20 protein-coding genes are annotated in these 23,564 nt (G+C 61.5%); 7 read left to right on the top strand and 13 right to left on the bottom strand.

Features of this window, described 5'->3' with window-relative positions:
- Positions 1-130: 130 nt before the first annotated feature.
- The 4 genes from OQ968_RS21970 to OQ968_RS21955 all read right to left on the bottom strand — a co-directional run bounded on the left by OQ968_RS21970 (position 131) and on the right by OQ968_RS21955 (position 4,559).
- Positions 131-796, bottom strand: a complete 666-nt coding sequence (locus tag OQ968_RS21970; RefSeq protein WP_324681430.1) for an acetyltransferase — start codon at positions 794-796, stop codon at positions 131-133.
- Positions 793-1,407 carry a class I SAM-dependent methyltransferase gene (locus OQ968_RS21965; protein ID WP_420715982.1) on the bottom strand — a complete coding sequence of 205 codons (615 nt, stop codon included), beginning with the start codon at positions 1,405-1,407 and terminating at the stop codon, positions 793-795. The genes OQ968_RS21970 and OQ968_RS21965 overlap by 4 nt, the downstream gene beginning before the upstream one ends.
- Before the next feature lie 316 nt (positions 1,408-1,723).
- Positions 1,724-2,419 carry a WbqC family protein gene (locus OQ968_RS21960; protein ID WP_324681426.1) on the bottom strand — a complete coding sequence of 232 codons (696 nt, stop codon included), beginning with the start codon at positions 2,417-2,419 and terminating at the stop codon, positions 1,724-1,726.
- A gap of 658 nt (positions 2,420-3,077) precedes the next feature.
- Positions 3,078-4,559 carry a hypothetical protein gene (locus tag OQ968_RS21955; RefSeq protein WP_324681424.1) on the bottom strand — a complete coding sequence of 494 codons (1,482 nt, stop codon included), beginning with the start codon at positions 4,557-4,559 and terminating at the stop codon, positions 3,078-3,080.
- 364 nt (positions 4,560-4,923) lie between these two features.
- Here OQ968_RS21955 and OQ968_RS21950 point away from each other — a divergent pair, with 364 nt between their 5' ends.
- Entirely contained in the window at positions 4,924-5,175 is a 252-nt protein-coding gene (locus OQ968_RS21950) for a hypothetical protein (protein ID WP_324681422.1), read from the top strand.
- A gap of 112 nt (positions 5,176-5,287) precedes the next feature.
- Here the strand turns inward: OQ968_RS21950 and OQ968_RS21945 are convergent, their stop codons facing one another.
- The gene (locus OQ968_RS21945) at positions 5,288-7,231 is read right to left on the bottom strand and encodes an acyltransferase family protein (protein WP_324681421.1); all 1,944 of its coding nucleotides are present in this window, start codon (positions 7,229-7,231) and stop codon (positions 5,288-5,290) included.
- Positions 7,232-7,857: 626 nt separating this feature from the next.
- On the opposite strand from OQ968_RS21945, the gene OQ968_RS21940 reads away from it, so the two are divergent.
- The 4 genes from OQ968_RS21940 (at position 7,858) to OQ968_RS21925 (ending at position 12,052) form a co-directional block, all read left to right on the top strand.
- Positions 7,858-8,859 (top strand): glycosyltransferase, encoded by a 1,002-nt coding sequence (locus tag OQ968_RS21940; protein WP_324681419.1) that lies wholly within the window; start codon positions 7,858-7,860, stop codon positions 8,857-8,859.
- Between the two features lie 4 nt (positions 8,860-8,863).
- Positions 8,864-9,799, top strand: coding sequence for an NAD-dependent epimerase/dehydratase family protein (locus tag OQ968_RS21935; RefSeq protein ID WP_324681417.1), 936 nt, complete (start codon positions 8,864-8,866; stop codon positions 9,797-9,799).
- 296 nt (positions 9,800-10,095) lie between these two features.
- Positions 10,096-11,151 (top strand): SDR family oxidoreductase, encoded by a 1,056-nt coding sequence (locus OQ968_RS21930; RefSeq protein WP_324681416.1) that lies wholly within the window; start codon positions 10,096-10,098, stop codon positions 11,149-11,151.
- A 67-nt stretch (positions 11,152-11,218) separates the two neighbouring features.
- On the top strand, positions 11,219-12,052 hold the full coding sequence (locus OQ968_RS21925; protein ID WP_324681414.1) for an NAD(P)-dependent oxidoreductase: 834 nt from the start codon (positions 11,219-11,221) through the stop codon (positions 12,050-12,052).
- A 104-nt stretch (positions 12,053-12,156) separates the two neighbouring features.
- Here OQ968_RS21925 and OQ968_RS21920 read toward each other — a convergent pair whose 3' ends face one another.
- The 5 genes from OQ968_RS21920 to OQ968_RS21900 form a co-directional block, all read right to left on the bottom strand.
- Positions 12,157-13,380, bottom strand: a complete 1,224-nt coding sequence (locus OQ968_RS21920; RefSeq protein WP_324681413.1) for a class I SAM-dependent methyltransferase — start codon at positions 13,378-13,380, stop codon at positions 12,157-12,159.
- A complete protein-coding gene (locus tag OQ968_RS21915) occupies positions 13,377-13,928 on the bottom strand; it encodes a dTDP-4-dehydrorhamnose 3,5-epimerase family protein (protein ID WP_324681411.1) in 552 nt (183 codons plus the stop codon). The genes OQ968_RS21920 and OQ968_RS21915 overlap by 4 nt, the downstream gene beginning before the upstream one ends.
- A gap of 82 nt (positions 13,929-14,010) precedes the next feature.
- Positions 14,011-14,784, bottom strand: a complete 774-nt coding sequence (gene rfbF / locus OQ968_RS21910; protein ID WP_324681410.1) for a glucose-1-phosphate cytidylyltransferase — start codon at positions 14,782-14,784, stop codon at positions 14,011-14,013.
- A gap of 231 nt (positions 14,785-15,015) precedes the next feature.
- Positions 15,016-15,678 carry a class I SAM-dependent methyltransferase gene (locus tag OQ968_RS21905; RefSeq protein WP_324681409.1) on the bottom strand — a complete coding sequence of 221 codons (663 nt, stop codon included), beginning with the start codon at positions 15,676-15,678 and terminating at the stop codon, positions 15,016-15,018.
- Between the two features lie 132 nt (positions 15,679-15,810).
- Positions 15,811-16,686, bottom strand: coding sequence for a glycosyltransferase family 2 protein (locus OQ968_RS21900; protein ID WP_324681407.1), 876 nt, complete (start codon positions 16,684-16,686; stop codon positions 15,811-15,813).
- Between the two features lie 276 nt (positions 16,687-16,962).
- Here OQ968_RS21900 and OQ968_RS21895 point away from each other — a divergent pair, with 276 nt between their 5' ends.
- A complete protein-coding gene (locus OQ968_RS21895; RefSeq protein WP_324681405.1) occupies positions 16,963-17,871 on the top strand; it encodes a class I SAM-dependent methyltransferase in 909 nt (302 codons plus the stop codon).
- Between the two features lie 114 nt (positions 17,872-17,985).
- Here OQ968_RS21895 and OQ968_RS21890 read toward each other — a convergent pair whose 3' ends face one another.
- A complete protein-coding gene (locus OQ968_RS21890) occupies positions 17,986-19,491 on the bottom strand; it encodes a hypothetical protein (protein ID WP_420715979.1) in 1,506 nt (501 codons plus the stop codon).
- 72 nt (positions 19,492-19,563) lie between these two features.
- Positions 19,564-20,814 (bottom strand): hypothetical protein, encoded by a 1,251-nt coding sequence (locus OQ968_RS21885; RefSeq protein ID WP_324681404.1) that lies wholly within the window; start codon positions 20,812-20,814, stop codon positions 19,564-19,566.
- A 448-nt stretch (positions 20,815-21,262) separates the two neighbouring features.
- Here OQ968_RS21885 and OQ968_RS21880 point away from each other — a divergent pair, with 448 nt between their 5' ends.
- Positions 21,263-22,696: a hypothetical protein gene (locus tag OQ968_RS21880; RefSeq protein WP_324681403.1), complete on the top strand. Its 1,434-nt coding sequence runs from the start codon at positions 21,263-21,265 to the stop codon at positions 22,694-22,696.
- 12 nt (positions 22,697-22,708) lie between these two features.
- On the opposite strand, the gene OQ968_RS21875 is transcribed toward OQ968_RS21880, so the two are convergent.
- A complete protein-coding gene (locus OQ968_RS21875; protein ID WP_324681402.1) occupies positions 22,709-22,939 on the bottom strand; it encodes an MbtH family protein in 231 nt (76 codons plus the stop codon).
- Between the last annotated feature and the right edge of the window lie 625 nt (positions 22,940-23,564).

Raw genomic sequence — 23,564 nt, 5'->3', positions numbered from 1 at the left:
CGCACACCCTCAATTACTATATGAGTAGAAATGATTAGCGAACTATAAGGCCGCGTAGCTGATCGACCAGGAATTCTCCTAGTGGTTAGAAGGATCACATTCCCGATCCTTGCATATCTCAGGCGTTCTTTCATATCTTCCGTAACCCGCTGCTGGGCGTTGGAGAACGCTCCGTCTTGGATCCTATATACAGCCCCTCAGGCTCAGCGTCACCGAGCAGTAGGGCGCCCGCTCCGACCACACAGCGCGAACCGATAGTGATATGGTCACGCAACGTGGCGTTGACGCCGATGAAACACTGCTCCTCAATCGTCACACCACCGGATACGACGATATGAGATGCTAGGAAACAGTGATCGCGAATCGTCGAGTGGTGGCCGATATGGTTCCCGCTCCACAATGTGACGTTGTTTTGGATTGTTACGAACGGTTGAATGGTGTTGTCTTCAAGCAGGAAGACGTTCTCTCCGATCCGCCCGTCGTTCAAGACGGTCGCGTGGGAGCTGACATAGCTGGCGAGTCCATAACCGAGAGCCTTTGCGGCGAGATATTTATCCTTACGCACGCCGTTTAGTTTTGCATAAGCCAGCGCGACGAACATAGCGTGAGATTCCGGCGGGAAGTGCTGTGTGACCTCCTCAAATACCACTAATGGTAGGCCGCAAACCTCAGACTCGTTTGCATAGTCACGGTCTACGGTGAAGGCGACGACCTCGTATTCCGAATCCGTCATGAAATAGTAATGGGCGAGCTGAGCGATATCGCCGCTCCCAAAAATTACCAGTGGTTTTTTCATGACGCCTTCCTCACCAGAATTGTGAATTCATACAGTCCATAGTCGTGGAGGAGCGCAACGCTCTTCGAATACCGGCGCTTGCAGAGATCAAACAGAGCACAGGGATCGGCGTAGTAAAGCTCGTCGCGCATCTTCGCCGTATCAGAATAAGATGTCAAACAGTTGAAGGCGAAGCCACGGCGACTCGCAGCTTGCAGCATGTCGAGCGTTGCCTCGATATGGCTCTGCCATTCGGCGTCCGGACATTCCAGACGAACATTGAATATCCCACTCGCGACGCTATAATCCGCCTCCCGATTTAGGCGCGGCGCGCAAATGAAGTCAACATCCGCCCGACCTTCGAAGCGTCGTGCGCCGGCGCGTACCATTTCGGCGGAGACGTCGACGCCGGTGTAGTCCACGTCAAAGCCGCGCGCATCGAGGTAATCGAGCAGAGCCCCATAGCCACAGCCTAAATCGTTTATCGAGAAGCGGCCGTCAACATCGACAATGCCAAGCAGTTGGTCGAAGCGCAACGTCTGCCCGGCTTCGCCGTTCCAATCGACGCCGCGGGCCGTGGTGCCGTGTTCTTCGAGTTTCGATGTGTAGTAACGAGCCACCTCACCGAGCACCGTCATTTGTCTTCTCTCCCCACGCGCTTGCCTCACGACTATATAGAGCCCCTGCTTGGTCTCGGGATGTTACCGTCTACAGATACACGGTGACCACATCGATGGCCCGAAGTTGCGACAATCTCGACGCTCGTGACGCGGGGATTGTCTTGCATTAACACGACTGCCCGGTCGAGGCTCTGACCCCCCGAGCCGAGGTTTACCAAAGAGGTCTCATAGTCGTTCCCAGGAAAGGTCCCTTCCGCTGTACTCGGGTAGGTGCAGGATTCGCAAATATAGGGCACCGAGCTACGAAAAGCAGAAGTGACGGACAACTTCACGCGTGACAATACCTCAAATAGTCAGGCGCGTCGGTTCCGACGTTAAACAACAGGTCCAGAATCGACACAGCCGGCTCGAACGCTCCCCACAATTGCGTATAATCGCGGTATCCGTCATAGTCGAACCAAGTGAGCTGAATTCCAAGCGCATCGAATACGTGCTCATCGACATAAGATCGGGCTGAGGGGCCAGAAACATATTCTGTCGCCCCTGCCTGCCGACAGAGATGGGCCAACCTCTCGGTCTTTCCGTCGGCTAATTCGTAGTCCCATGAATTTGTCATGTGCGTACGAATGTTGAGATAGCCACAAATAGCCTCCAATAAGCGTCGATTGAGAAGCGATAGATAGGTGTGCGATTCTTCGAGATAAATCGGTGCGAGCCAGTCAGCGACCTCAGCAAAATGAGGAGCCGCACTGTAGTTGAATTCTAGTGAACGCCAGTGCGCCTTCGCCCAATTGGTGCCGCCGATTTGGGTTTCACGAATCTTTTGATAGTAACGCCCTTTTACCAGCACGGGAACGGTCAACCACTGCAGACCCTGGCTAGTTTTGATCCGATTTCTGTTCCTCCAGTCACGCTTAGTATATTGCATGTCATCATAGATGATGAACTCATCAACGGACGCGATCAGGTCAAAATATCCTCGCCACGGAATATAATTTGATTGGACGATGGCGATTTTTTTCAAGGAAGCATCTCCCGATTGGAACAGGAAATAGTATTTATCCGCGGCATCGCCGCCAGAGCCAGTTCAATCGATTGCACGAAACATCGAACATGGTCGTTTGTACGGCGAGGATACGTTGCGGCCCACAAGAGGTGATTCATGATGACGTCAACGTTCGTCAGATCTCCCGGTACCCGATAATTGTGCTCGATCATATATCGCTCATACAGCACCCGCTAGGAGTTGTACCTTCTCCAACCGCGCGGTCTACCGGTCGAACCGATCACGGGGACCCCAACGGGCTCAGGGACGTTGATGCTTGATCGTGCAGCCAACGCAGTAGGGCTGGTGTGTTCCACGCAGAGGACTTCATCGGCCTCCCCATGGGAGGGCTACTGCGCAGGTCGAGTATGTCCAGGTGGAGGCAGTGCTCTCCCCCTCCCTGCAACGTAGACCTCCGCCGCGGGGACACGAGCCAAAGCTTGCGACCGGGGTAGGCAGGTATGACCATTGCGGGGTCCTGCGGCCGAGCGGATCTATGCGTGGAGCTATTGGGTTCATGCGCGAGGATGAGAGTTGCTGACGCTGATGTCCATCGAAGTTCGATGCGCCACATCGATTATGTGCGTGATGCGGGGTTTGAGCCCAAAGTTTTGCTACCTCATGAAGTTTCGGCATCTTACGCCAGTCCTTGCGGTGACGGGTCTGTCATCAGTTCGCATGTACGTGGGGAGGTGCTGACGGCGGGATCTGGGGCGCCTTCACGAACCCGCCCTCCGTCACTGTCAGGCGAGGGACCGGCTCTCCGCGTGTAGGAGACGATGATCACTGCGCACGCGATCAGCCACAAGAACGGCGCCAGAGGCACCGTGGTGACGGCGAGGAGCGTGGTGCCGCTGGCCCCCTTGAGGCCCAACTGCTGTCCTAAGCTTGGTGCCTGATACAGAATCGGAACGGCAATCTGGGCGATGCTGAGCGCGGTGGCCAAGCTTACCCAGATGCCGACCGCGCGACGGCGACCGTCATGGATTGCAAGCCTGTCGAATATCCCCGCGCCCGGCGGCCCGTCGGGGTCTCGGACAACCAGCGCCGCGACCGGCAAAACAAACACCAGATAGTAGTAGTTGGTGACGGAAGGGAAGAGTGTGGCGGCGGCCAGCAGGACAATGCCTGCCATCACAGGCGGGATGCGCCGTCCCAGAGCCAGCACGCAGGCAACGACGAGGGCCAGAACACCATACCCGATCAGCGATCGCGGACCTGCCAGGAAGCTGCTCGACATTTTCCCGCCCGTTTGGGCCGCGTTGAGGCTATCCGGGATCAGCAGCAGCGCTCTGCCGAAGGACACGTTCCGCAGGTCGGTAAGCCCGGTGAACGAAGTAGTGAAATGGAAGAGGTTGTGGATCGATTGCGGGATTGTTGCCGGAAAGTCCCGCGGCCACAGTAGATAAGAGGCGAGATTGGAGATCGCCATGCCACCGAGGGCGAGGCAGCCCCAGCGCCATTGTCGGACCACGAACAACGCCACTGCGAGGACGGCGAATTGTGGTTTGACCAGCGCGGCCAGAATCACCATGAAGGTCACAAGGCCCCACTGCTGTCGGCACAATGCCACCAAGAAAACCAGCGCGATCGGTACCACGAACCCCACCGAGTTGGCCCGATCGATCACCGCCCACACCGGGATGGCTGCGGCGCCCAACGCGACAAAGACCACCACGCGCTCCAGACCACGTACCCCCCGGGACGCCCAGACCGCGGGAGCAAGCACGGCAATCGTCAGTGCGAGCAGATCACAAACCAGCCCCAGTCGCGGCGCGCCCAGCCACTTCGCGGGAAGCCCGAACAACAGATGCGGCAGCATTCCAGCCGGCGGGCCCCCGGCCTGGAACGGATCGTGACCTGGGCCCGGGAACATCGTGTATTTGAACGGGTTAGGCCGCATCCCGGCGTCCACGACGACTCCGTAGTCACCGAAGCAGTGCCGACCAACCTTCATGCCCCAATCGAGCCAACAATCCTCGGGGGGCAGCAGTAGAGAGGAAAGGATGTCAACCGAGTAGCACTGGGTGAGGAAGTAGCCCGTCGTAGCCGAAACGGCCGAGACGAGCAGGATGGTGCCGAGCATGACGGTACGTTCGGATTTGCCGGTGAAAATCAAGAGCCGCTCCTGGATCCCGGGATCGCGCCGTGCAGCACCCCAAGGGGTTGATTCATCGGCATTCTCCTCAGTTCTGCGCCAAACGATAGCGGGAGTTGCGATCGGCTGGCGCGGTTTTGGTGGGCGGATCTCACCATGTTCTTCTCGGCTGTCGACCACTCCGCGGGGGATTTTTTCGCGACAGGAGCCGAGAGGCATTCGCTGGGCGCGTCCCCCAGTGGGGCTTTCGCGATCCTATGCTGCACGCCGCCACCATCCCGACTCGGTCGCCAATCACCAAGAGCTGAAGCTCGCACGCCGACGTGTATCCGAGACGCACGATCGCAGCGCACGCGATGACTTACAAGATCGACGCCTCGTCCGCGTGGTGAAGGCGATCACATTGGCCCACGATTGCACAAAATCCGTGGGTCAGTGGAACTTCGGGCCGGGCCCCGACAGCGTCCTCGAGGTCGGCAAAGTTGCCACATCTGAGCATACCGATGTGATGGCTTCCACATTGAGCTACGCATCGGCCGACCGCTACGAGGAATCGATCGACAGGACCGACCTGGGCATGAAGATTAGGATGATCAGAGCGGTGAGTGCCGGCGGTGGTGACATGCAGGGATTGTGACGGTCTGAGGAAGGCATTTTTGCAGTGGCTATTGGGGAGTCAGTCTGTGTCGGCCACGAGTTCGAGGGCGAGCTTTTAACCGGTAATACTTCGCAGAGGGGCAAGACGAGAACTATTCAGGATTGGTTACTGCGGCTCGGAAATGAGGAAAGTCCGTGAGGATCCGATTGGCGAGAAACCTGCTGCCGATGTTGTTCAGATGATTTGAGTCGCGGTACAAGAGGACGCCATCCTTGTTCATGCTGCATACCTTGTTGTCGCAGAAGTACTCTGCCGTGTTGAGGAGCTGAACTCCCGGCACCTTCTCAACGGCCGCTCGAAGCTCTGAGTCGTACTTCGCACGTTGCGCGTCAAACAGTTGTCGATTATCGCTGCACTCTGGAAAGGGCAAGATCGGAGCCTTACGATACTTGCAGCCCAAAGCATCGAAGGGAAATTGGGGAATATCGTCAGTCACAAAAACGGTTTTGTCCGTCGACGTGAAGACTTTAAGAGTGTCAACCAGCCATTCTCCTGGTAAGTCGTGCAAGGCCCACGCTACGCTGACGATCACTGTCTTGGTCGCTGGATTTGACGCGAGGGTACGTGCTCCCGCTCCGTAATAGGCGACATTCTTGGTGGGTAACGCGTCGGCCAACCCGAGGAAGAGGGTCTCCGCGTGGCTGTCACCAACGAGTGCGACATCTATGTTTGAACCAGGCTGGGACTGGAAACAACGAGGGATGTCTCCCCATTTGGGTGCATTATCGCGAATGGCTTGATCCGAACAAGGGTAATAAGTGTTGTGCACATAAAGGAAGAAGTCGGCCCAATCGGTATCGCCCTGATGAGCGACTGCCCCCGATTTATATCGCGGTATCCAATAGTTGTACGTAGCGAAGAGGACAGTCGTTGCCAGGAAGATCGGTAGACAAACCACAGCACCGACCAGAGCAAAAGTTCGCCTACGCGTCAGCGGTGGAAGCCGTCGCAAAGGTTGTTCTACCCAGCGGTAGGAGGCCGCGGCGGGTAGGACGGACAGTACTACCGCCAGGACGGCCACGAAAGTGGCCTCCGGCCATAGGAGGACGGCGAACACCTTCAGGGGCCAGTGCCACAGATAGATCGAGTAGGACCAGTCGCCCATCTTGACGATCGCCGGAAGCGTAAGGATACGGTTAACCCCGGTGCTGTGATTGGTGCCTCCTGCGATAACCAGAACGGTTCCGCCTACCGGAAGCAGCGTCCACAGACCGGGGAAGACCGTGGTGTGGTCGATCAGCAAGGCCGACGCGGCGATCAGCCCCAGGCCGAGCCATGCGAGAACCTGAGCGAATCTATGGGGGCGAAGGTTGCGACTCGCCATGGCAAGGGCAAGCAGCGCGCCCACGGCGAACTCCCACGCCCGGGCAAACGGTCCGTAGAACCCCACCAGGTACGTCGCCGGAGATGCGCCGAGCGGCCCGAACACGCCAGCTCCGGCCACGGCGAGCCAGAGCGATGTCAGCGAAGCGGCGCCGACGAGGATTGGTACCCATGGGATCCGTCGCGCACGCCGAGAGAGGGCCCAGCCGTGCAGAAGAATCGCAGGGAATATCAGATAAAACTGCTCTTCAACCGACAGCGTCCAAGTGTGCAGGAGAGGATTCGATTCCGCCGGTGGGTCAAAGTAGCCGCCGGTGAGAAGTGGGATTACAAAGTTGGCGATCAGCAGCATCGCGCCAGCTCCGGTTGGCGCTGCTATCTGCTGCGCGCCGAGCGGAGACAACAGGCAGAAGGACAGGACCATCGTCACCGCAACCATCAGTGCCAGAGCTGGGGTCAGCCGCTTGAATCGCCTGAGGTAGAACTGGCCAAGCCTGAAGCGTCCGGTTGACGAGCGCTCACGATGAATCATGCCGGTGATGACGAAACCGGAGATCACGAAGAAGACGTCAACACCGACAAACCCGCCCGGCACCGGCAATCCGGCATGAAATGCCACAACCATGAGGACCGCGACAGCCCGAAGCCCTTGGATGTCTAATCGGCGGCTGTCGCGCACAGCCCGTTCGACTGACTGAGCCTCAGCTTTCACGCCAAGCACAGGACCTTCCTCACCCGAACCCGCGCCGTCAGAACCTGGCTCAATCTGCCGGACTTGCCCCGCCTCCACCACCAACAACTCACCCCGACCCCACCAACTGATCGGGAATGTCCGTCGATGACTGGACATGCTTGCTTTGACCGGGGTCGATTCGGTTGAGAACTTACCTGGGGATTGTGATTCCGGGTCCAAAATTGACTACTTCGGCCGCGGGAATGGCACCCACAGTCACGACGTGTACCTACCGATGTGGGTCCGCCCGCTGGATGGAGGTCGACGAGGCCCTGAGCGGAACTCAGCGCCGAGCGATCTGCTCCCCGCATCAGGCCGCTACAACAATTCCCGGCTCAACGCCTCGGCGTGGATCGGGATACGGCTCCACGAGACTCGGGATATGCTCGGGGCGGTTCAACCTGAATGGAGACAACACAATCCTGTCGTCAGTGCTCAAAATTTCGCGGGCGTGGAAGCGCCCTGACTCAACCCTGAGGCTATGCACAGACAGTGGCCGGCGATGTGGAACCAGGTGTGGTCAACGAAATTACAATTGATGTCACTTACACCGTCATCCGTCGGTACAGTAACTTCACTGAGCGCACAGGTTCGGGAGGCAACCCGTGACTGGTGACCGTCAATCGACCCGCGTGGCCTCGGTTAGCGTCGTGATCCCGGTCTACAGCGGGGCTGTGACATTGCCCGCCGTGTTGAAAGAGCTCGAGCAATTCCGTTCGACCCAGGAAACACCGGACGGCCGTAACTTCCGCGTCGACGAGGTGTTCCTTGTGTGGGACCGCGGCATTGGCGACAGCGACGAAGTCGTGCGTGAGTTGGCGGCACGCGAAGAGTGGGTCCGCCCAGTCTGGCTGTCCCGCAACTTCGGACAGCATCCCGCGACGCTTGCGGGGATGACGTCGTCGGGCGGGGACTGGATCGTCACGATGGACGAGGATGGCCAGCACGATCCGGCATATATCGGCGGGCTGCTCGACACGGCCTACCGGGATCGCACACAACTCGTCTACGCCTCACCGACGAACCGGCCACCGCACGGTGCTTTACGCAATGCGGCGTCTCGGCTGACGAAGTGGTTGTTCGTGCACGTCCTCATGTCATCTCACGGACCCAAAGCCTTCAACAGTTATCGCCTGATCCTCGGCGAGGTCGGACGAAGCGTGGCGGCCTACACCGGCGCAGGGGTGTACCTCGATGTCGCCCTTTCTTGGGTGGTCGCCAACCCCTCGACCTGTCCAGTGTTGATGCGCCAAGAAGGACGGCGCGCGAGCGCCTACGATTTCCGCCGCCTGGTCTCGCATTTCTGGCGGCTCGTCATCTCTTCGGGCACCCGGCCACTGCGTTTCGTCTCCATGATGGGCATTCTGTTCGCACTTCTGGGTCTCGGCGTGGCGATCTACAGCGTGATTCAGAAAGCGGTTGGTGACATCGTCGTGCAAGGGTGGACATCGGTATTCGTTGCGGTGCTTGTCGTCGGCGGTGCTGTGCTGTTCGCGCTGGGCATCATCGCCGAGTACATCGCCTTTTCAGCCAGTATGGCGATGGGCAAGCCGGTATACGTCATCGTGCGCGATCCCGGCGACGTATTCGACTCCCAGGCGGACTGACCGGGTGCTGACCTGGATCGTAGGCCGCGGCGGTCTGCTCGGCAGTGCTGTCTCGCGGGCGATGGGCCAGAAGTTCATGGAACTGCCGGTGCCATGGGGGAATCACGATGCGGCGGCCGGGGTACTCGAATCCGACCTCAACCGATTCATCCAAGAGGCCCGAAACGACGATTGGTCGGTCGTTTGGGCCGCCGGTAGCGCCGTCGTCGGTTCCACCGCCGAAGCACTCGCCGCGGAGACGCGCATCTTGTCTCATCTCGTTACGAGGATGCGAGATTCGCGGCCGGCCGGTCGGGGCGCATTCTTTTTCTCGTCCTCCGCGGGCGGCATCTATGCGGGGTCTGCTCACCCGCCGTTCAGTGAGTCAACGACGCCACGGCCAGTGAGTCGGTACGGGGAGACGAAACTCGCTCAGGAGGAGATCCTGCAGACGACGCTGGGGGGCTGCGTCCCGCTCGTCATCGGTCGGTTCTCGAACCTCGCCGGGCCTGGTCAGAACCTTGTGAAACAGCAGGGTCTCGTCAGTCAGCTATGCCGGGCCGCAGTCACGCGGCAATCGTTGAACGTTTTCGTGCCGATGGAGACACTCCGCGACTACTTGTACGTCGATGACGCCGCCGCGATGGTGCGCACACTGGTCGAGAATGCGTTGTACAGGCAGCCGTCGACGCCGTTGCTGCGAAACATCGCGTCTCAACGTCCCGTGTCCGTATGCACCGTCGTGCGGACAGTGCAACAGATTGCCCACCGCGCGGTCCGCATTGCGCTCGGAACCAGCCCGTCCTCGCAGTACCAGGTGCGGGACCTGCGGCTGTGCACACACTTTTCGTACGATTTTCAGGACGTGGCGATCACGCCGTTTCCCGTGACGGTCAAGCGCGTGTACGACGACGTACTACGGCGCGTGTGCCTTGCCAGTGTTGGTAGCCCTGCTTGCTGAACCTTATTCTTCTGTTGCCACCCGACGGATACCGTTGGGCGGGTGACATTTTCGCGTTGCTTTCGGTCACGCGTCCAAGGAGATTCGATGCGGTTGACTCGAGCCGGATTCCTACCCAGAACGCTAGTCGGGAATGTCTCAGGTTACCGGCACTCCGCTTCCGATTGCGGCCTCGGTCCAATCGTGATTCGCGAATTCGCGGCACTACGGTGGCGTTCGCTCTCCCCATCGCGGCGTCCCCAACCGACACTTGTTGTTAGAGTGCAGCCAGTGATTTGGATTCTGAGGGTTAAAGGGTGCAGGTGAAGCGAATCCTCGTCATTGGCGGATCGGGGTACGTCGGTCCCGAGGTGATCCGCAGACTCAAGTACTCATCACCGGACGTATCTGTTCACGGCATTGATGCTGGATGGTTCGCCGATCAGTGCGATGGGGCGGGACCTCTTCCTGAGCTGCTGTACGACAGCTTCAGCTTCACGGATGTTCGCGACCTAACCGCAGAGGACGTTGAGGGTTACGAATCCGTCGTATACCTCGCGGCGATTTCGAATGATCCGATGGGAGATCGTTTCGCGAGCTTGACGCGTCAGGTCAACCACCGCGAGGCCGTCAGAGTAGCTTCCCTAGCCCGCGCGCAGGGAGCGAAGGGGTTCGTGCTTGCTTCGAGTGCCAGTGTCTACGGTCGTGGAGACGGCGACCGTACGGAGGTAAGCTACCTCGATCCACAAACGGAGTATGCCCGTTCCAAGGTCGCAGCCGAAAGTGACCTTCAAGCTCTGACGACGCAAAACTTCCGAGTAACGAGCCTGCGCTTTGCCACGGCTTGTGGATGGAGTCCTCGTGTACGACTTGACTTGGTGCTCAATGACTTTGTCGCTTCAGCGATGACCGTGGGTCGCATCGTCGTCCTTTCGGATGGCTCGCCGTGGCGGCCCTTGATACACGTCAAAGATATGGCGCTCGCAGTCGAATGGGCCGTAAGTCAAGAACGGCAATCATTTCCGCCCTATCTCGTGGTGAACGTGGGGCGCGCCGACTGGAACTTCCGCATGAAGGATCTGGCTGACGCGGTTGCTTCGATCCTGGGTGGCGTTTCCGTCTCAGTGAATTCGAACGCTGCGCCGGATACTCGTAGTTATCGAGTGGACTTTTCCACGTGGCAACAGGTCGCCCCGAACCATCAGCCCCGTGTGTGTATCGAAGAGGCGATCCAAGAGTTAGCAGCGAATCTTGCCCGAGTATCAGGGCTTAGCCCCGAATTCAGAACGTCAAGCAGAATCCGACTGAGACGGCTTCAGCAGCTGATGACTGCTGGGTTTCTGGACGACGAGCTGCGTTGGAGAAAGCGGTGAACATCGACACAAGTGTCATCCTCTCCCCGCGGAACCAGCTCTCAACTCTGGCGGGGCTTAAGCTCCTATGACCGTTACATTGACCGGAGCGACGGGATTCGTCGGAAGGCAGATCCTGCGTAACCTTCTCGAACGCGGCTGCTCGGTGAAGGTGCTCGTTCGCGATCCGTCCCGTCTAGACAGTATCCAGGCAAGTGGAGCACTAGAGGTCGTGCAGACGCCCGACTTGTTCGCAGAGACAAGCGGCCGTTTGGAAGAGTTACTCGAAGGGTCCGAAACCCTAGTGCATGCGGCTTGGTATGCGGAGCCGGGCGAATACCTCACGTCGCCACTGAACCTTGCGTGTCTCACCGGCACATTCAATCTGGCCTCCGCCTTCACGGCAGTCGGCGGCAAGCGACTCGTTGGTGTCGGAACCTGCGCTGAGTACGACTCTTCCGCAGGCCTGATGACGACCGATACCCCATTGGCGCCGAATACCCTGTATGCCGCCTGCAAGGCTTCGGCCTTTCAGGTGCTCCGCTGTTTTCTTGGTGGGGAGGATGTGAGCTTTGCCTGGTGTCGGATTTTCTACCTGTACGGGGAAGGTGAAGATGAGCGGCGGCTGGTGCCATACATCCGCGGGCAACTGGGGGCTGGGCAAGAAGTGCTCCTCACTCGCGGGGATCAGGTGCGTGATTTCCTCGATGTGGAAGACGCCGCTCGGATGATCGCCGATGTCGCGCTGGGGCGACACCAGGGCGCGGTGAACATCTGCTCAGGTGAAGCCATGACCGTTCGGCAACTCGCCGAACGCATTGCCGACGAGTACGGTCGGCGTGACCTGTTGCGTTTTGGGGCAAGGCCCGAGAACATCTTTGACCCACCGCGCATCCTCGGCGTACGGAACGACATTAGGTGAGTTCTGTCGAGCTCCTCCGGGCGAGATTCGGTTGGTTGAGGAGGGTGCTAGCTAGCGGCCGCGTCGGCAACCGGCCAACGGCTTGCTGTACAGAATCCGGGGCTTCACAGGAAACTCAATTCGGGAACCACCGTCACGAAACATGTGCCGCTGTGGACAAGATCAGCCAGCTGAGTCCGCACCTCACGGGCGATGTTCCAGGGCAAGATGATCACATAGTTGGGGGGGGCCTGCCGCAGTGCCTCAGGCGAATAGATTGGAATGTGACTTCCTGGCATGAATTTCCCTTGCTTGGACTCCGCGGCATCACACACGTACGGCAGCAAGTCCGGCCTGACACCCGCATAGTTCAACAAGGTGTTACCTTTCGCAGCAGCTCCGTAGGCCGCCACGCGCCGGCCGGCGCGCTTCTGCTCGATGAGGAAGGCCAGGAGATCGTCCTTGACCCGGTCGGCACGCTGCTGGAAGGCGGTGTAGGTCCCAAGCCTGGTCAGCCCATACTGCTCCTCACGAGTTAACAGCGAATCGACGCGGTCGGTAGTGGTGATCGCCGCGTCGGCACGGCAGCCATAGACTCGCAGGCTGCCCCCGTGGGTGGACAACTCTTCCACGTCCCACACGCGTAAGCCGGCCTCGGCAAAGATGCGGGCGACCACCGTAAGCGACAGGTACGAGAAGTGCTCGTGATAGATAGTGTCGAACTGGGTCTGTTCGATCAGCGACATCAAGTAGGCAAATTCCAGCGTGACGGTGCCTTCGGGCTTCAGCACGGCGGCTAATCCGCGAGTGAAGTCGTTGATGTCGGGCACGTGGGCATAAACATTGTTGCCCAAAATCAGGTCTGCGCACCGTCCGTTACCAGCCAGTCGGCGCCCCAACGCTTCGCCAAAGAATTCTCGCCTGACCGGGAGTCCCAGCGCCTCGGCGGCTGCGGCGGTGCTCGCGGTCGGCTCGATGCCCAGACAGGGGATGCCCGCCGCCATGAAGTTTTTCAGTAGGTAGCCATCGTTGCAGGCCACCTCGATGACAAAATTCTCCGGCCCGAGTTGCAGCCGCTCGGTAATCATGCGCACATAGCCGGTGGCGTGTTCGAGCCAACTGGTCGAGGTACTGGAGAAGTAGGCGTAGTCGGAGCTGAACAGTTCCTCGGCGCGGGCGTAATCCTCGGTCTGTACCAACCAACACCGGTGACACACCTTCGCACGCAGCGGGTAATGCACCTCCGGCTCACGCAGATTCTCGGCATGGAGGTAGGCGTTGGAAGGGGGCGCAAAGCCCAGGTCGACAAAACTGTGCTGCAAGGGGGCGCTGCAGTGCCGGCATTTCATAACTCGACTCCGGCGAAATCCAAACCCAGCAGCGGATGGGAAAGATCACGAGGTGAAATGTCCTGTGGCGGCAATGGCCATGTGATGGCCAGCCGCGGGTCGTCATACCGCAGCCCGCCCTCGGAAGGCGGATGGTAGAACGCCGTGTGGAGGTATAACAATTCGCTGTCCGGCTCCAAGGCCTGGAAGCCGTGAGCGAAGCCCTCGGGGATCACCAACATCTGCGCGTCGTCTTGCGCCAATTCCTGGGCGTGCCAGCGCAAGAACGTGGAGGATTTCGGCCGCACGTCCACTGCCACGTCCCAGACCCGGCCGCGAAGGCAACGGACCATCTTCATTTCCGCATATGGCGGGCGTTGGAAATGCAAGCCACGCACGGCCCCGGCGTGGCTGGTTCTGGAGTGGTTGATCTGTGCGATCTGGCGGTGGCCCAGCAAAGGCTGGAGTTCGTCGGCACAGAACAGTCGCACGAACACGCCTCGAGCATCACGGTGGGGCGCCGACTGAACGATCTTCAGATCGGGCAGTGGGGTGTCGAGAATGTTCATGCCGTCGTCCAGCCCAGGTCTGAGTCGACCGCATCGGTGCTATAGGCAGCCCGGCAGCCGCGATAGGCAGCCCCGAATACGTTCAACGCCAGCATTTCCACGGTGCTTCGCCACTACTCCACAGCTCTTCGAGCAGGTTCTTGTCTCGAAGCGTGTCCATGGGTTGCCAGAAGCCGGAATGCTCGAAGGCCATTATTTCGCCGTCGGCAGCCAGACGAGCCAAAGGCGGACCTTCCCAGGAAGTCTGGTCGTCCTCGATGTAATCGAGTACCGCGGGCGATAGGACAAAAAAGCCGCCGTTGATTAGGCCGCCATCTCCACGCGGCTTCTCGACAAAGCGGGTGACCCGGTCGCCTGCGCACTCGATGGCACCGTAGCGGCCAGGGGGAAGCACCGCCGTGACAGTGGCGTGACGGCCGTGCTGACGGTGAAATTCGATGCTTGCGCCGATGTTCACGTCGCTGAGCCCATCGCCATAGGTGAAACAGAAAGCCTCATCGCCCCGGATGTAAGCCGACACGCGCTTGAGGCGCCCGCCTGTCTGGGTGGCTTCACCAGTATCCACCAACGTTACCCGCCAAGGTTCTGCGTGGCGCTCATGCACTTCCATCTTGTTGGCGGACATATCGAAAGTCACGTCCGACATGTGCAGGAAATAGTTGGCAAAATACTCTTTAATGACGTAGCCCTTGTAGCCGCAGCAAACGACAAAATCATGAATGCCATGATAGGAGTAGAGCTTCATGATATGCCACAGTATTGGCCGTCCGCCGACCTCCACCATCGGTTTGGGGCGGACCGCGGTTTCCTCGCTGAGTCGAGTACCAAGACCGCCGGCCAATAATACGGCCTTCATCGGGCTCGCTTATGTTTCGAATGGTACGAACTCGGCCAATTCCTCAGCCGACCTACTGGTCCACGGGTGTGACTCAAGTTATCTTCAACTATGACAGTAAAATACCCAGACACTTCGGCGGGGATGTCGTTGGCAAACTGTTTCATGGGGTACCGAATTAGAAAGAAAGATTGCAATGGTTAGATACTTCCCGCATTTACACTCCAATTCGCCTCCGAGCACACGGTGTACTCACTCTGCCCGAATACCGGGACCGTGATCAGGACGGGCGGCGTTGTGGGCCACGATTACCTCGCGGTCGGACACCCCACTCGAGCTCGGATAGTGGCGGACCGCCCCTTGGCCGAATACTCCGCAGGCCATCTCGACGTATTGCTCTGGTGGCCGGATGAAATCTCCTTCGTCGAGCCGGACGATCAGGCGCCCGATCCAGTTCCATCGGCTCCGCGTCGGAACGGGCTCGGTTATCACCAGGACGCCCCTTCCGGGCATTAGGACGCGCCGGCTCTCCTGTAGGAAGCTTTGCGCCGTAGCGTCGTCGAGGTGGTGGATCACCCCGTTGATCAGCACCGCATCGAAGGAGCCGTCCGCGAACGGCAAGGATCGCCCGTCCGCAACCTCGAAACGGTAGCGGCTCTTCGTGGCACGGGCGCGTGCGACATAGTCGGCATTCAGATCCACCCCGACGTAAGTCTCGGGGCGGAAAGAGCCCGCCATCGCGCCAGTCCCGCAGCCTAGGTCGAGAACGGACGCCGCCTCAACGATCCCCTCCCTCCGCAGGACGTTCTTCTCACCCCGGTACCCCGCTTCGAGGATCCAGCGGAGGAGATCGAACGTGCGGGGCTCAGCTGCAAGCGCGTGGACCCCGCGACGAACCACACGAGTGACGGTCACGAGTATGAGACTCTAGCATCGCCCGGCACAGCATCCGCGGGAGTTCGTGCTTTCAAGGTGGGCGCGCTTCCATGCCAGGTCCGCTCTTTGGACGTTGTGCCGGCACTGCGACGACAACTCAGCGATGCAACATCAGCATCCGTCCGGCGGCGCCGCCGTCGCGGCGGGGCTCGGGTCCAACCGCCTGCCAAGCCACCGGTACACCGCCTTCCGTCCGAGGGCGTTCACGCGCGCTCGCGCACTGCCGAAGAAGAGATGGCGCCGGCCAAGCAGTCCTGGCCGCGCGGCGGCCAATTCACGCTGCAAACCGATGACATGGTGATAATCGGGGTGAGTCCGCACTAGCTCCTCACTCCACTGCGACCGGCGCAGCCGGAACGCCGCAAGCGGGCGCGGCTCCGCAACGAGATTGCCACGAAGCAGCACTGCGCAGTAAGTCGCCAGATCAAGGACGAAGGGAGAGCGACCATCCCAACCGCCGGCGTCGACTAGGGCGGTGCGCCTGAACATCACGCACGCTGGCGCGCCGAAAATATTCGTGCCGGCGAGCACGGTGCGGCGGATAGCCCGGCTGCCGGCGACCTCGTCGCGCAATCCTGCGAGCCCGCGGTTCCGAAATACTGTCTTCCCCGCGGCGTCGACAACGTCCATGGTGCATGCGGCCAGCACTGCCGACGAATGCGCTGTCAACGCCGCCACCTGTACCGCCAGGCAATCCGGGTACAGAAGATCATCGGCGCAGACCAGCTTCAGAAGATCGCCGGTCGCGAGATCGGTTACGGACTGGAAGTTTTCGATCGCTGCAACGTTGGACGCGTGTCGGCTCAAGCGGACACGGGGATCGACTGCGTAACGCTGCAGGGCCTCCCAGGTGCCATCGGTAGATGCGTTGTCCGAAACCACCAGTTCAAAATCGTTGAATGTCTGCGCCAAAATCGACTGCATGGTCGCATCGATGAACGCCACGCAGTTGTACACCGGCACGACGACCGATACCACTGGCGTCACAACGCTGCCTCCTGCTGCTCGGCTAGGCGGAGTTCGGCGGGATTACGGTGGAACGGAAAGGCCCGATGAGCGAACCGGCTGTGCGACATGACTAGCTGCGACAGCCGGATGAACTCCGGCAGCATACCCTCCTCGTCGCGACAGACGCGACAACCGAGAGCACCGGGTGAGGGATCGATGTCATGGGCAGGAACCTAGTTCGTGATTTATCGTGGCGCTAGGCTTCTTTCGTATCGCGCCCCTTCCGAGGTAGTGGACCAAACCGGAGACCGAGTCATGATTGCTTTCAACGCCGTCACTGTGGCGGCGGCGATGAAAGTCCGGATGGGCCGGCCTGTGCTACTCAACCTGCGCCCGCCGCGCGACCGCCGCGCCGACGAGGCCGGCCGCTGTGTGGCCTGCGGTGCTGATACCACGTTCGTCTTCAATTCCTGGACCATCCCCGACGACCAGCACGACTTCTGGGCCGATCCCGCCGTGTCGCGCGCCAACACCCGTCGCGAGAGCATGTTCTGCCGATCCTGCTGCAGCAGCCTAAGAGTCAGGCGGATCGCCGAAGTCCTGCTCGCTCTGTACGGCTCCCCTAGGTGCGGGTCGTTGGCTGAACTGATCGAGGATCCCGCGTTCCGTGCCCTCGACGTCGCCGAGGTAAACACGATCGGGTCGCTCGGATCGCTGCACACTCTGTTGCGGCGGCTCCCGCGGCTTGCGTTCTCCGATTACCGCGGGCCGCAGCACTTGGGCGAGGTCATCGACGGCGTGCGGAACGAAGACATCTGTAACCTCACTTACCCCGATGCTGCCTTCGATCTCGTCTTGTCGTCTGACACCCTGGAACACGTTCACGACTTCCGAACCGCGCTGGCCGAGACGCGACGGGTGCTGCGGCCTGGAGGTCGCCATGTCTTCACGGTGCCAGTCGTCTGGACGCGCGCGACGACGGAAACACGGGCCCGGATAGGCGACGACGGCGAGATCGTCCACCTGATGCCACCCCTCTACCACGGCCGAGGCAGCGGGGCTTACCGGTTCATCCCGGTGGGGGCCGATTTGCTGGCGTTTACCGAGTTCGGCCGCGACATCGTCGATTACGTGCGCGACGCGGGCTTCGAGCCCGAGGTTTACGCAGGTTCGGACGACGGCACTGGGGCCGAGACCGTATTCGCTGGGCGCGTCCCGGCGTGACGCTCTCACGATCCGATGCTGCTCGATGCCCGGCGGTCCTGTCGCCTGGTACTCGGGCAACTCTCTACTAGGCGATTGCGGTTCGTGACGCTCGTCCCGATCTCCCCGGGAACGTCAATTTGGCCCCGGCTGGCCGGGCATTCCTTGCGGTGAGGACTCCGCCATCGGCTCGGATGAATGTGAGCCGCTCGCCTCTGTGTCCCGAGCGCCGTCCCGCGTGACCTCTTCACCGTCGTCTGAGGGAGCCGGTCTACGCGCGTAGGAGACGATGATCACCGCGCACGCGACCAGCCACAAGAACGGCGTCAGAGGCACCGTGGTGACGGCGAACAGCGTGGTACCGCTGGCCCCCTTGGGCCCCCGCTGTCCCAAGGTTGGTACTTGGTACAGCATCGGCATGGCGACCTGGGCGATGCTGAGCGCGGTGGCCAAACTTACCCAGATGCCAACCCGACGACGGGGGTCGCCGCGGCGGGCAAGTCCGTCGAATATCCCGGCACCTTGCGGCCCGTCGGGGTCTCGGACAACCAGCGCAGCGATTGGCAAGACGAATACCAGGTAGTAGGAAGCAACCACTGAGATGCAGAGTGTGGCGTTGGCCAGCAGCACAATGCCCACCATGACAGGAGGGATGCGTCGCCCCAGAGCCAGCACGCAGACGATGACGAGAGCCAGGACGGCATATCCAATCAGCGGTCGCGGGCCGGCCAGGAAGCCCTCCGGTATCTTGCCGCCCGTCTGGGCCCCCTTGACGGCATCCGGGACCAGCAGGAGCGTTCTGCTAAAGGAAATGTTCCGCAGGTCGGTAAGCCAGGCGAACGAGTTGCCATAGTGGACGAGGGACTGCATCGATTGTGTGATTGTCTGCGGAAAGTCCCGCGGCCACAGCAGATAGGCGGCGAGGTTGGAGATCACGGCGCCGCCGATGGCGAGGCCGCCCCACCGCCATTGGCGGGCCGCCAACAGCGCCACCGCCAGGACGGCGAACTGGGGTTTCAACAGCGCGGCCAGCACCACCATGATCGTCACCAGGCCCCACCGTTGGCGGCACAACGCCACCAAGAAAACCAGCGCGATCGGCACCACGAATCCCACTGAGTTGCCCCGATCGATCACCGCCCACACTGGGATGGCCGCGGCGCCCAGTGCTACGAAGACCACCGCCCGCTCCACGCCACGTGTCCCCCGGGACGCCCAGAACGCGGGAGAAAGGGCCGCTATCGTCAGCGCCAACTCATAGCCGACCAGCCCCAGACGCGGTGCACCCAGCCACTTCGCCGGAAGCTCGAAAACCAGATGCGGCAGTATTCCAGCCGCCGGGTACACGAGCTGCCACGGCTCGTAATCGGGGGGAATTGATCCGAACGGTTCCCAGGGGTTGGGCCGCATTGCGGCGCCCGCGACCATTGTGTGGTCACTGAAGCAGTGTCGCCCGATCTTCATACCCAAATCGAGCCAGCAGTCCTGGGGGATCCACAAGAAAGAGGAAAGCACGTCGACCGAGAAGTACTGGGTCAGGAAGAAGGCCGTCGCAGCCGAAACCGCCGACATGACCAGAATGGTGCCCAGCAGGATCGTGCGCGCGGATTGGCCGCGCAGCACCCCACGGGGTCGATTCATCAGCATCCTCCTCGGTTTCGCGCGAATAGGTAACAGGAGCATGGTGGTCGTCGACGACGGGTACAACCCCGATCAGCCGAGTGGCCGCGCCAACGCGGCCAAATGGATAGCGATTCCGACCAACGGACCGCACAATAACGCGATCACCGTGCGAATCTCCAACGGTAGCGGCAGCAGCAACAACAACGTCGATGCGGCCGTCGCGCCGACCCAGCCCAGCGAATACGCCTGATGCAGCGCAGCCGCGACCACCGCGGTGCCGGTGAGTGTCAACATGGCGATGCTCACCGCCGCCGCCGTCAGCCAGGCCAGTAACGCCGCGCTGGCGTGGTAGTCGGGACCGAATCCAGCCCGCAGCAACCAGGGCCCGCCAAGTGCGGCGGCCGGCACGCCGATCGCGCCGATCCCCCCGATAATCGCCGCCGGCACGATGAGCGCCCGAAGCCGTTTGGTGCGTTCGTCCACAAAATGAGCGATCAGGTTGCCTTGTATTCCGTACAGCGGCAGCAGCAGCGGCGCGCGGGTCAAGATGACCGCCAGGATGATGACGCCTCCCGCCGCGCCGAGCTCGTTCGACGTCGCCTTGAGCAGCACCGGAAACCCCATCACCAAAATCGCGCTGGCACCGGCGGCGGTGATGGAATGCGTCGCGCCGCGCAGGAATCTCGCGGTGCCGCTTGGCGTCACCAGCCGGGCCGCGGCTCGCGCCGTGGGCGAGGCGATCAGCATGAGCAGCCACGCCGTGGCGCCCCCGACGGTGGCCCACAAGTACCCGGCCAGGCCCCATCCGATCACGAACGTAGCGACCGCGACCGCCACCCGGATGATCGCGTCGCTCACCATCAGCGCCCCGTAGTGAGTCCAGCGATTGCTACCGGCCAGCATGCCCTGCAGGGCGGAGTGCAGGCAAAATCCGGCCAGTCCGACGCTGAGCAGGCCCACCGACAACCAGCGTTCCGCGGCGAATACCTGCCTGCTCCACAGGGGCGAACTACCCGCGATCGCCACGGCCGCGACAACGCCGGTCATCCCGGCCACCCGCAGCGGATGGGTGCCGTGGCCCGCGGTGACGTCGGCGTACGGTATCGAGCGGACTTCGCGGGTGGTTTCTTGCAGCAGGCCGGTCGTGGCGCCGGTGCCCATGCCGAAGGCCCCCCAGAACACCGCGAATACCGAAAAGCCGGCCGGAGCCAGGTCGCCGGCCGCCAGATAGATCACCCCGTAGCCGCAGACGGCGGTCAGCGCGGTCGCAGTTCCGACCCGGGCGAAGCTGCCCCGTGCGATCGGCCCGGTGGAGGCTGCCGCACCACCGACGTCAGTCATTGCCACCGCGCTTCGGTCGCGCCGGGTCGCGCCTTCCGCACCGGCCGCCGTGCCGACCGGGCGCGCGCACAACTCACGGACACGCGCATGACGTCGCCGGCCACGGCGGCGCCGTTTCGATGATAGCTGGCCCAAACACCAAGCGCCGCAACATAACTGATGCAGCCGGGCCACTCATGGTCAAGATCATCACACACCCTGCTTTGGTCGATGTCGACGATCCCGAACGTCGGTTTCGTCGAGACAGTGTAAGCATGGACCAGCCGATGGGACCGGGTTTTGCCCGCGGGTGTCAGTGCGTGGCCGGTGAAATCAATAGTCCCGCTTGGTTCGAGACATCGATGCGACTGGTCCATGCGAACAAACGGATCGGTTAGTCTCGTGTGATGATTTGGTTCGGCCTGCGCGGCATCGTTCGCCGTCGATCCGCGTCGGCGAGGGCTGAGCGGTGCCGGAGCTAACACGCCGGGCACGGCGCCGGGCATCGAAAGGTCGTGGGCGGCCGGACAATCGGCTCGCGATCTTGGATCATGCCTTGTTCGCGCAGCATCGGGCCATCGGCCGACAGGTGGTCGTTCAGGTCGTCTGGATCTATGGGCATGCCATCGACCTCGATGGGCTGCGGGCCTTCAACCACAATCTGCGGTACGGGCTGTTGGGACGGCGCATCGAGCGTTCACGGGTGCCGTTCGCCCGGTTCCGCTGGGTCTCCGACTGCGGGCCGGCGGATATCGAGATCGCCGGATCCGCGCGTCCGCGCGCCGAACTCAGCGACTGGGCCGACGAGCAGGCACAGCAGCCCACCGATCCCGAACGCGGCCCCGGTTGGCACATCGGCGTCCTTCCGCTTACGGACGGCTCGACCGCGATCAGCCTGGTGGTTTCCCATTACCTGGTGGACGGCTTCGGGCTCACGCTTGCGATCGCCGACGCGGTCCTACGCCCGTACACGAACGACCTCGGCTACCCGCCCCCGCGTTCACGCACTCAACTTCGCGCGATGATCCAGGACGCCCGCGAAACGGCGCAAGACGTGCCCGAGGCCGCCCGAGCGCTGGTGGCGGCGGCAAAGCTGGCCCGTCGCCAGCGCCGCGAAAACGCCGAAAAACCCGCATCGCGACCCGTCGCGCCCAGCGGAAGCGACGGCGACGGCGACGAGGTGGTCGTCGTACCGGTCATCACCGTCCACATCGACGTGGATGCGTGGGACGCCTGCGCCAAGGCGCTGGGCGGAACGAGCGAAACGCTGCTCGCCGGTCTGGCCGCGAAGCTCGGGGAGCGCCTGGGGCGCCGGCGCGACAGTGACGGCGCCGTCACCTTGCAGCTACCCATGAGCGACCGCACCGAGGACGATTCGCGCGCGATCGCGGTGACGTACGCAAGCCTCAGTGTCGACCCGACCGAGGTGACGACGGATCTGCGCGAGCTCCGCGCTGCCATCAAGCAGGCGCTGACGACCATGCGCGAGACACCGGACGACGATGAGCGGCAGCTCTTGTGGCTGGCCCCGTTCACGCCCAAGCGGGCGATGAAACGACTGGCCGATAATGCGCTCGACGACCCGGATCGCCCGGTGTTCTGTTCGAATCTCCGCGACCTCGGCGCGCTGGTGTACGTTCTCGCCCGTAACGACGACGACTACGCCACCATCACCGCCAACCTGCATCCCCTGCATCTGATTCGAGTGATCGGGCAAAACGTCACCCGAGGGTGGCTCGAACGAGCGGGCGGCCAACTGACTCTCCAGTCGTGGCGCATAGGCGACACGGTCGGCATCACCGTCGAGGCATACCAACCGGGCACGGAGAACACCAAGGCCGCGTTGCGCGAGCTGGTTGCCCGCACCCTGGCCGAGTTCAAGCTGACCGGCGAGATCGACTGACGCGGCGCGCGGTTACGTATCGGAAGCTTTGTCGGCTGCCAGCCTGTCGCGCAAACTCTTCGGCCGTATGTCGGGCCAGTTCTGTTCGATGTACTCAAGGCACGCAGTGCGGTCCGCTTCGCCGTAAACCACCCGCCAGCCGGCTGGAACATCTGCGAATGTCGGCCACAGGCTGTGTTGCTCCTCGTCGTTGACCAAGACGAAGAAACTGCCATTCTCGTCGTCGAACGGATTGACGCTCACCGATTCTCCATACCCTCCCAGTCGAGATGAGTGAAGCTTCGTCCAAACGGTAGTGCGGACCGGCGGGGCCCGTCCAGGCTTCCGCCAAACTCCTGGCGCCGCCCCCTCGATCCCGGCGGAGCGCGACCGGCGGCCCCGCCGCCATCTTCGTTAGCTGTCAGTCCCCTCCTTCGGCTTTCAACGGTCCTCCTTGCCGGCTTCACGCTTTGCTGACGGGGACGGAAGACGGGTGCCGTGCGGCCACGGCGCCGGTATGCAATACGATCCGGTATCACGTTGGCAACGAGCCGCTACGGACGCCGCCCACATGATTTACTCATCGAGGGCGGCTCGTGTTCCCCGAGGCGCGGCACGGTTGAGGTGACCGCCGCACGAACAGGCTGCGGCGCCCACCACAATCGTTGTAACGTCGACGCGGGTTACCACCGACTGATATGTGGGTGCATGTTCCGGCGGCTAACGTGATGCAGGGTATCGAAACTGGTGGGAAGGTGATTTCGGTGGTCGAACGCGGTGTGCGAGAATTCGCGCAGGCCCGGTCGGACGCCGCCGACACCGGTCCCCTCGACGTCAGCCCGGAACCTGGCCGTCGAACGGATTTTCTGCGGCGTGTTCGCCAGCCTCC

Source organism: Mycobacterium sp. 663a-19 (genome assembly GCF_035616495.1).
Lineage (GTDB): Bacteria > Actinomycetota > Actinomycetes > Mycobacteriales > Mycobacteriaceae > Mycobacterium.
Note: the sequence above shows the minus strand (reverse complement) of the source record. Positions and strands in the feature narration are given on the sequence as shown.